At 61.3% G+C, this 7,579-nt stretch carries 4 protein-coding genes; 3 read left to right on the top strand and 1 reads right to left on the bottom strand.

Annotation, left to right across the window (positions count from 1 at the left end):
- Window positions 1–111 precede the first annotated feature (111 nt).
- The 3 genes from AD663_RS11540 to AD663_RS11530 all read left to right on the top strand — a co-directional run bounded on the left by AD663_RS11540 (window position 112) and on the right by AD663_RS11530 (window position 3,774).
- A complete protein-coding gene (locus AD663_RS11540; RefSeq protein WP_053213734.1) occupies window positions 112–846 on the top strand; it encodes a FadR/GntR family transcriptional regulator in 735 nt (244 codons plus the stop codon).
- A 102-nt stretch (window positions 847–948) separates the two neighbouring features.
- Window positions 949–1,692, top strand: a complete 744-nt coding sequence (locus AD663_RS11535) for a cache domain-containing protein (protein ID WP_053213733.1) — start codon at window positions 949–951, stop codon at window positions 1,690–1,692.
- Window positions 1,693–1,920: 228 nt separating this feature from the next.
- Entirely contained in the window at window positions 1,921–3,774 is a 1,854-nt protein-coding gene (locus AD663_RS11530) for an ABC transporter ATP-binding protein (RefSeq protein ID WP_053213732.1), read from the top strand.
- Window positions 3,775–3,840: 66 nt separating this feature from the next.
- On the opposite strand, the gene AD663_RS11525 is transcribed toward AD663_RS11530, so the two are convergent.
- The gene (locus AD663_RS11525) at window positions 3,841–7,563 is read right to left on the bottom strand and encodes an ATP-binding protein (RefSeq protein WP_053213731.1); all 3,723 of its coding nucleotides are present in this window, start codon (window positions 7,561–7,563) and stop codon (window positions 3,841–3,843) included.
- Window positions 7,564–7,579 lie beyond the last annotated feature (16 nt).

Raw genomic sequence — 7,579 nt, 5'->3', positions numbered from 1 at the left:
AATATATAAAATATGAAATAGAATTTTTAAGCATCACGTCCGTGCGCGCTTGACGCGTTCACCGATTTCTTGCCACACACGCAAACGGCGTCGTTCATGAATGAATCAACCATGAGCCCTGCTTCAGGTCTCATCCGCATTCATCAGGAAGGGAAAACGGAGTCCGTTACCCGTCGCCTGATAGAAATGATCGACTTGGGTCTGTTCGCAGAAGGCGAACAGCTACCCAGCGAAAGCGCCCTGGCCACCCAACTTGGCGTTGCGACGGTTACCCTGCGGGACGCATTGGCGGTCTTGCGCGAGCGTGGGGTTATCGAAACCCGACGTGGACGCAACGGTGGCAGCTTCATTTGCGCCGCGCCGCAAACCACAGATCAGTCGCTGTTCGATCAATTACGGGAACTCAGCACGCTGGAATTGCGTGACCTGGCCGATGAACATGCCGCCATTTCAGGCGCTGCCGCCCGACTCGCCGCCCAGCGCGCCGGGCCCGTGCAGCATGCAAGACTCAGTGGTTTCATCGATGCGCTAGCCAACGCCCAAGGGCGACGAGAGCGCCGGCGAGCCGATGCCCGGTTTCATATCGAGATAGCCGTGGCCGCGCAATCCGTGCGCCTGACCCACAGCGAAGCGCGCTTGCAGGCGGAGCTTGGGGAACTGCTATGGCTGCCCTTCGCCGGACAACCGGAGCCGCAAACCATCGAGCGGGAACACAGGGCTATTCTGGAGGCCATCACAGCCAACGATGCAAACCTGGCTGGCGCATTGGCCGAAGCACATGTCGCACGCGGCGTTCGCCGCCTGAGTTCCCTGCGGCTACAGCAAATGGCCGAAGATGACTCCTGAGTGGAATGAAACTTGCTGAACTACCTGCTCGCCACACGGCTCGACGCACTCCGCGCCAACCGCTGGCGTTGCATTGTCCCCTCCGAGTCATGAGGTAGAGCCATGGCTAACGAAATGTCAGCAACAGAACTGTCCCAATGTGCCTCATTGATCAACGCTTCCATTGGTAACGTGTTCAAGGGGCTCAATGACATGAGCGCCCAAGTACTGAGCATCTGGGAACATCGGCGCAGCAAAACGAAGCGCCCTGGCCATGCTGATCTCAAGCCATTGCTGCCTGTGATCCGGCAGATCCTGAACTCGGAAAGCCTCAAGTTTCATGGCGCTGGCGTGGTCTTCGCGCCTGGAGAGTTGGAAGATCGCGAGATGCACCTGGAGTGGTGGTGCCGAGCGCAAAAAGATGAAATCCAGCCTCTGACGTTGAATTTCAATAGCCGTAGCGAACGGTTCTACGATTACGTGCACATGCCTTGGTACACCCGTCCCCAGCAAACCCGACAGCCTTCGATAGATGGCCCGTTTGTGGATTTGTACGGTACTGAGTTGTACATCGTTGCCTTTTCGGTCCCCATTTTTCTCGACGATCATTTTATCGGTGTAGCCGCCGCCGATATTTCCCTGCATTCCCTGGAGCCGCTGCTCGTACGCAGCCTCATGCGAGTCAGTAACGAAGCATTACTGCTCAATTCCGAAGGCCGAGTACTGGCAGCCAATACCCCAAGTTGGCTGGCCGGTGATTTGATCCGAGGTGCTCTGAACCAGGACACCGAGCAAGGTCGAGTCCTGAGCCTTATCGATACATCGTCCTATTGGCGCGTCGTCGAACGGCCTGTCCCAAGGTTTTGAAATCGTATTGTCGCTTCGTCGGTGGAAAGCAGAACTGAATTAAACGAAAAGCGCTTAAACCGAACTAATCCCTCAGCAGCGCCTCAATGAGCTGCACGCAATCCTGAGTCTCGGCGCGGCATCGCTCACTTGCCGGCCGAGAACAACGCCGCCGCTTGCCCTCGTAAAATCCTCAAGACAGCCATTAAATGGCAAAATCTGCCGACCCTGTACCTTTCGGAGGCCACAATGCTTCGTGTGTTTGAACGAAGACTCGATCCCTTTCCACCTGATGAAGCACCACCGCCCCCTGTCGGCCTGGTACGGTTCCTGTGGGCCTGCACCCGCGGCGCCCGCGGTTATATCCTTGCGTTTGCGTTGCTCAGCGCTGGCGTGTCGATTTATGAAGCCTGGTTGTTTTCCTTCCTGGGGCAAGTCGTGGACCTGCTCTCGACCTGGAAAGCGGGTGGCGATGCGCAAGGGCAGGAAAGTCGAGTGCTGTGGGGCATCGCCATCGTGTTACTCACCAGTATCGGGCTGGTGGCGTTGCGCACGATGGTGCAGCACCAGGTCTTGGCGATCAATCTGCCGCTGCGGCTGCGCTGGGACTTCCATCGCTTGATGCTGCGGCAAAGCCTTTCCTTTTTTTCCGACGAGTTCTCCGGCCGGGTGACGACCAAGGTGATGCAGACGGCGCTCGCTGTGCGCGAAGTGCTGTTCACCGTCATCGAAATCGCCCCCGGGATCGGCGTGTACTTCATTGCGATCATCGCCCTGGCCGGCGGCTTCGCGCTGAAACTGATGTTGCCGTTTATTGCCTGGATCGCATTGTTCGGCCTGGCCATGCTGTACTTCGTGCCGCGCCTGGGGCAAGTCGGGCAGGAACAGGCCCATGCACGGTCTTCGATGACCGGGCGCATTTCCGACGCATACACCAACATCACCACGGTGAAACTGTTCTCGCACTCCAAACGCGAGGCGCATTTCGCACGGGCAGCCATGGAAGATTTCAAACTCACCGGCTTTCGCCAGATGCGCCTGGTCAGCCAGTTCGAGATCGTCAACCAGGCCCTGGTGGTCGGGCTGATCCTTGGCGCCGGCGGCTATGCCCTGTGGTTGTGGCACCAGGATGAAGTCGGTACCGGGGCCGTGGCCGCCATTACCGCCATGGCGTTGCGTATCAACGGCATGTCGCACTGGATCATGTGGCAAATGACCTCGCTGTTCGAAAGCATCGGCACCGTGCAGGATGGCATGGAGACGTTGACCCGAGGCCCCAAGGTGGTGGATGCGCCTGACGCCGGCGTGCTGGTGCCCGCTGGCGGCGCGGTGACTTTCAATAATGTCAGTTTCAATTACAACGGTGAACGCCAGGTCCTCGATGGCCTGAGCCTGGATATTCGCCCGGGCGAAAAGATCGGCCTGGTGGGTCGTTCCGGTGCAGGTAAGTCCACGCTGATCAACCTGTTGCTGCGCTTTTACGACGTCGACAGCGGTGAGATTCGTATCGACGGCCAGAACATCGCCCAGGTGACGCAAGACAGCCTGCGCAGCGCCATCGGCATGGTCACTCAGGACACTTCCCTGCTGCACCGCTCCATACGCGACAACATCGCCTATGGCCGCCCGGATGCAACCGATGAGCAAATCCGCAGGGCCGCAGCCAACGCCCAGGCCGATGGTTTCATCAACCAACTGAGCGACCGACAAGGTCATTGCGGCTATGACACCTTGGTGGGCGAGCGCGGCATCAAGCTTTCGGGCGGCCAGCGCCAACGCATCGCCATCGCCCGGGTGATGCTCAAGAACGCTCCCATCCTGTTGCTTGACGAGGCCACCAGCGCCCTGGACTCGGAAGTCGAAGTCGCCATCCAGGAAAGTCTTGATGAAATGATGAAGGGCAAGACCGTGATCGCCATTGCCCATCGACTGTCAACGATCGCGGCCATGGACCGACTGATTGTCATGGATGACGGGCGCATCATTGAACAAGGTACCCACGCCGAACTGCTGGCGAGAAACGGCACCTACGCGCGGCTGTGGCACCACCAGAGCGGCGGGTTCCTGGGTGAGGATCAAGGAGTCGCCGAGGCGGTGGAATAGCCGCGCTTGCCAATAACACGGTTGCAGCGACAGCGTGTGCAGACCGAGCCGGCACCAGCTCGGTGCTCATCGCTTATCCGGTGGAGCTTCGAGAGGAATATCGAGGATAAAAGTCGCGCCCTGCCCAGCCCCGTCGCTCTGCACGATCAAGCTGCCGCCCATTTCCCGCGCGGCTAGGGCGCAGCTGTGCAGGCCGAAACCGTGACCGTCTTTACGGGTCGTGAAACCATGCGAAAAGATCCGCGTCAGGTGCTCTGGCGTAATTCCGTTGCCGTTGTCGGCCACGGTAATGCGCAGTGCCGGCCCGTCAGCGATAAAGGCGCTGAATGTGATACGCGGGCTGCGATCGATCACGCCGCTCAACGCCTGCCTGGCATTGGTGATCAAGTTCACCAATATCAGCAGCATCCGGTGCCGGTCCAGCGACAACAGGGGCAACTCGGCAATCTCCTTGACCACCGTCACCTCCTGGCGCGCCAGTGAGCCGGCACTCATGCGCAGGGCGTCATCGATCAACTCCGGGACCGGCATTGTCTCGACAATGCTGACGGCAACGGCATAGGACTGCTGGGCAGCGACAATGTTTTTGATGTGGTCGATGCCCTTGGTGAGTTGCCCGAGTTCTTCGATGATGCCCTGTTGCTCTGCCGTCACCACCTCCGCCAGCTTGAGCAAGTAGCTGGGCAACATTTTTCCTTTGTGGTCCCTGGTGAGAAAATCGCTCAGGTCATGGACGTGGTCGTTCATCAGCTGAGCCACCTTGCCCAGCCCCTGCGCCTTGGAGCCGCGCATCAGGCTGCTGACCAGCTCGGCCGATACGTTCACGCTGTTGAGGACGTTGCCAACGTTGTGCAGCACCGTGGTGGCGATTTCGGCCATGCCCGCCTGGCGGGATTTTGCATTCAGCTCGGCTTGCACCTGGCTCATGCGCAGCACTGCACGTATGCGAGCCTGGAGCTCCAGCGGCGAGAAGGGTTTGGCTATGTAGTCATCGGCGCCACTTTCCAGCCCCGAGACGCAGGCCTCGCTGCCACCACGGGCGGTCAGCAGGATCACGGGGAGATGGGCGAAACCGGCGCTCGCCTTGATTCTGGCGGTCAGGCCGAAGCCGTCGAGCTTCGGCATCATTACATCCGAGACGACGACATCGATGGGGCGACGCTGCAGGAGCGCCCAGGCCTGCTCGCCATCGACTGCGGTGGCGACGTTGTAGTCGGCATGCAAAAGCTCGCTGAGGTAGCTCAGCATTTCCGGACTGTCGTCTACCACCAGCACGCTGGATTGCAAAGCATGTCCCGGGCGCTGCTCGTCGCCCTCGCCTTCCGTCCAGGCCCGGTCGCTGCGACTGCCAGGGTGGCCGTCGTCGAAACGCAGGTGGCGCTGTTCGGCGGTGGTCGTTGTGCTGGGTGAGGATCGCTCGTGGGAGTCGTTGGTTTCGGTGGGCACGGTGTTGGGCTCAGTGCCCAGTGGAAGCCGGACAAAGAAGCACGAACCCCGTCCGGGCTCGCTGTTGACACCGACTTCGCCTCCCATCAGTTCGGCCAGGTCCTTGACCAGGGCGAGACCGATGCCTGTGCCGCTGTAGTGGCGCGTGGCGGAATTGTCGATCTGGGAAAACCGCTGGAACAGCAGCGGCAGTTTGTCAGCCGCGATGCCAATGCCCGAGTCATGCACCGCGAACTCAAATCGCTCGCCGTCGAGCGCGGTCACTGCCAGATGCACGGTACCGCCAGCGGGCGTGAACTTGATGGCATTGCTCACCAGATTGAGGAGGATCTTCTCGAAATGCCGGGGATCCAGGAACACCGTGCCGAGGCTGGGATCGATGCTGCTGGTCAAGGTGCAGCCTTTGCCCTGAGCCACCATGGCGGCGTCTTCAGCCAGCACGCCAACGGTCCTGTTCAGGTCAATGGGCGCCGGACACAACTCAAACTTGCCCGCTTCGGCCTTGGAAAAATCGAGGATGTCATTCACCCGATTCATCAAGCGCAGCGCGTTGCGTTGGGCGCGGTCGATTTGCACATGCCAGTCCGCCGGTGGCGTGGTGGCCGCCGAGAGCTGCTCCAGAGGCGCGAGAATGAGGGTCAAGGGCGTGCGCAGTTCATGGCTGACCGTGGCAACAAAATCGCTCTTTGCCTGATTTGCCGTCTCGGCCTGGTTGCGCGCCTGAATGAGCTCGACGGCCTGCGCCTCCAACACCTCGGTCTGCTGGTGCAGCGTGTCGGTCCGTTCGGCGACCATCCTCTCCAACGATGCCTGGACTTGCTGTCGTTCGGCCTCGGCCTCGGCTTCCAGTACCTGGATGCGCTGGGCATTTTCCTGGAACACCCGTACGGCGCTGGTCATGATCCCTATCTCGTCACCGCGCCCGGCGCTGGCGATCTCGGCGTTCAGGTCGCCGGCCGCAAGGCGGCGCATGACCGAGGCCAAGGCCACGATGGGCTGCGCGATAAACCGCGACGTGCTCCAGGCGATAGCGCCGGCCAGCAGGATGGCGACGGTACCGGCGAGGATCGTCGCAAGCATGCCGCGGTCATTGTGGATCAAGGCGGCGGAGCGCGCTTCGCCAGCAAAGCGCGCAACCAGTAGGCCGGCGCTCCGTGCCTCGTTGCGAACCTGGTCGCGCGCGTCACTCAAGGCGTTGCTGGCCTGATGGAACCTGGCGAATGCCGCCCGGTAGCCGGCAATCTGATCGCTGACCGTCAGCGGCCTGGCCTCGGCTTTCAGCCCAACGGATGACGGAAGGACGCGAGAAAGACGAGAGAGTTCGTCCAGGATGTCGCCAACAGAGCTGGCGACCTCGGCCGACGGCGACAGGCGAAACGACAAGGTTTGCGCCTCCAGGGTGGCCACACGCTCGGCGAAGCGCTTGGACAACGCGGCTGCGTTGTGCAGCAAACCGGTGGCTGCCTGGATGTCGCTGGCGTCATGGGCAACGTGTTCGTCCACGTCAGCCAACATTGCATCGAGGCGCTCGGTCACGTCCCCAATCTCGGCAAGATGCCGCAAAGCCTCGCCGCCCCGAAGCTTGGGCGCCTCATCAAGGTGCCCGACTGCCAGGCTGACAGCAGCGACCGCCGCCGCCAATTGGTCCAGGGCCTGCGCCTCTTGCGGTGAGGCCATCGCCTCGCGCAATTGCTCGACCACGGGCGCAAGTGCGGCGCAGGCGTTGCGCGCCGCAGTGGCCGCCGCTTTATCACCGGTCACCAGCATGTTGGCTACATTGGCGGTGATGATCCCCTCGCCGTTGCGCAGGATATCCAGGATGCGATGGGCGCTTTCGATGTTGTCCACCCGCGCCTCGTGGTCGGCGGCGCGGGAATCAACCTCCTTGAGCCCGTCGGCAATGCCCTGTTCGACAAGGATCGTCGCCTCTCGCATCCGGCCATGGTGGGCGGTCATGTTCTCCGTTTCGCCGTCCATGGTCAGGGTCGCCGTCCGCAAGGCAGCGATCGCCGCGGCGAGCCTCTCCAGGCTGCCCTTGAGCGATTGCGCCTCGACCACCGGAATGGCGTTGAGCCCGGCGATAGCCGTCGCCACCATGCCTTCGGCCTGGGACAGGCTTTCCTGGTCGCGGGTGGCGATGAAATTTTCCACCCGCCCGGTGGCGCCGTTGACCGAGGCCAGGATTTCCGCGGAATGGCTGGCAGAATCCACCGCCCGGACCATGCCTCGCAGGCCGTAAAGGTTCACCAGCGATACCGCCAGCATCAGGAACACCAGCGCGGCGACCGCCAGGCCAATCCTGACGGCAATGGGCCTGCCCCCGGCGGACTTGAATATCAACATGGCGCCTCGACTCCTC

Source organism: Pseudomonas sp. Q12-87 (assembly GCF_001269755.1).
GTDB lineage: Bacteria > Pseudomonadota > Gammaproteobacteria > Pseudomonadales > Pseudomonadaceae > Aquipseudomonas > Aquipseudomonas fluorescens_S.
This window is presented reverse-complemented; position numbering and strand designations above follow the sequence as displayed.

Bases quoted from the DNA above. Each gene is read 5' to 3' on its own strand.
- AD663_RS11540 (WP_053213734.1), top strand. From the start codon at position 112: ATGAGCCCTGCTTCAGGTCTCATCCGCATTCATCAGGAAGGGAAAACG.
- AD663_RS11535 (WP_053213733.1), top strand. From the start codon at position 949: ATGGCTAACGAAATGTCAGCAACAGAACTGTCCCAATGTGCCTCATTG.
- AD663_RS11530 (WP_053213732.1), top strand. From the start codon at position 1,921: ATGCTTCGTGTGTTTGAACGAAGACTCGATCCCTTTCCACCTGATGAA.
- AD663_RS11525 (WP_053213731.1), bottom strand. From the start codon at position 7,563: ATGTTGATATTCAAGTCCGCCGGGGGCAGGCCCATTGCCGTCAGGATT.